This is a genomic window from Polynucleobacter sp. 35-46-11, from assembly GCF_002281105.1.
Genome location: NZ_NCFJ01000734.1, coordinates 1 through 1,056, shown reverse-complemented (window position 1 = coordinate 1,056; position 1,056 = coordinate 1). Strand labels below are relative to the sequence as shown.

The following is a 1,056-nucleotide window of genomic DNA, read 5'->3' as shown; positions in this document are numbered from 1 at the left end:
GGTTCGCTCGATGCGCTTCTACGGTTTTAATTGAAATACCTAAGTCCATGCCAACTTCCTTATTAATCCTGCCAGCAACAATGCGATCAAGCACATCAACCTCTCTTTGGGTTAGAAGTCTAAATCTCTCTTTGATCTCTTTGAGCTCCGAAGATTGTTCTTTACTGAGATAAGCCTTTGATAGCATTTCATTGATTAAGCTATAAAGCTTTTCTTCGTCTACTGGTTTTTGAATAAAGTCAAAAGCCCCCTTTTTGAGAGCGTTTACCGCAGTGGTGATCTCCCCATGGCCAGTAATAAACGCGATGGGAATATTAAGGCCCATATTCAGAAGCGTTTCTTGAAGTTCGATTCCAGACATACCACCAAGGTGAATATCTACTAAAGCACAGCCCAAAGTTTGTTGATCACTAGCGGCTAGTGATTGCAAGAATCTTTCGGCACTTTCATGAGGGCTGACCCTAAAGCCATTAGCTTTTAGAAAAAAAGCTAATGAGTCCCGCATGGCTTCGTCATCATCAATGACATACACCACACCGCCTTTTCCCGAAGGGAAAGGGTTAGTCTTATTAAGCATTGTTCGTTGCTTGCTCATTCTTTAATCGTTTTTATCTTTTGCGCTACAAGTTCTAGCGCTTCTTCCGCATTTCTGGCAATTTTTCCACTGCCGGACTTACCGATAACAAAGTAATTGTCTTTGTGGATATAGATATGAATATACAACTCTGTCTTTTGGATTCCAATGACCACTTGCAACACCGGTTCATGGCTAGCTCGGTCATAGCTTTCGGTAAAGCTACTGTAATCTAAATGATCAGCTTGATTTTTCGCTAACTCTCGAATTTGTGCACTAATACCCTCAATTAACAGTTCATACTCATGATAAAAGTTTGGATTTGAGTAGCGAAGCTCGTCAATAGCGATCGCATGTAATGTGCTATTACCCATGGTTATTTAATGATTTCAAGATGGACATAAGCATCTAAGTTTGCAAGTGAGCCACGTTTATCCATAACGGCAAATCGTAAAGCTTCTTTTTTAAAGTCTTCAAGACCA

Annotated in this window: 2 protein-coding genes; both read right to left on the bottom strand. The window is 40.3% G+C overall.

Features of this window, described 5'->3' with window-relative positions; all coding sequences use genetic code 11:
* A partial coding sequence (locus tag B7Y67_RS19190) for a response regulator (protein WP_293599999.1) occupies nucleotides 1–595 on the bottom strand: 595 nt, incomplete at its 3' end.
* Nucleotides 592–948, bottom strand: coding sequence for a hypothetical protein (locus B7Y67_RS19185; protein ID WP_293599998.1), 357 nt, complete (start codon nucleotides 946–948; stop codon nucleotides 592–594). The genes B7Y67_RS19190 and B7Y67_RS19185, both read right to left, overlap by 4 nt.
* Nucleotides 949–1,056: the final 108 nt, after the last annotated feature.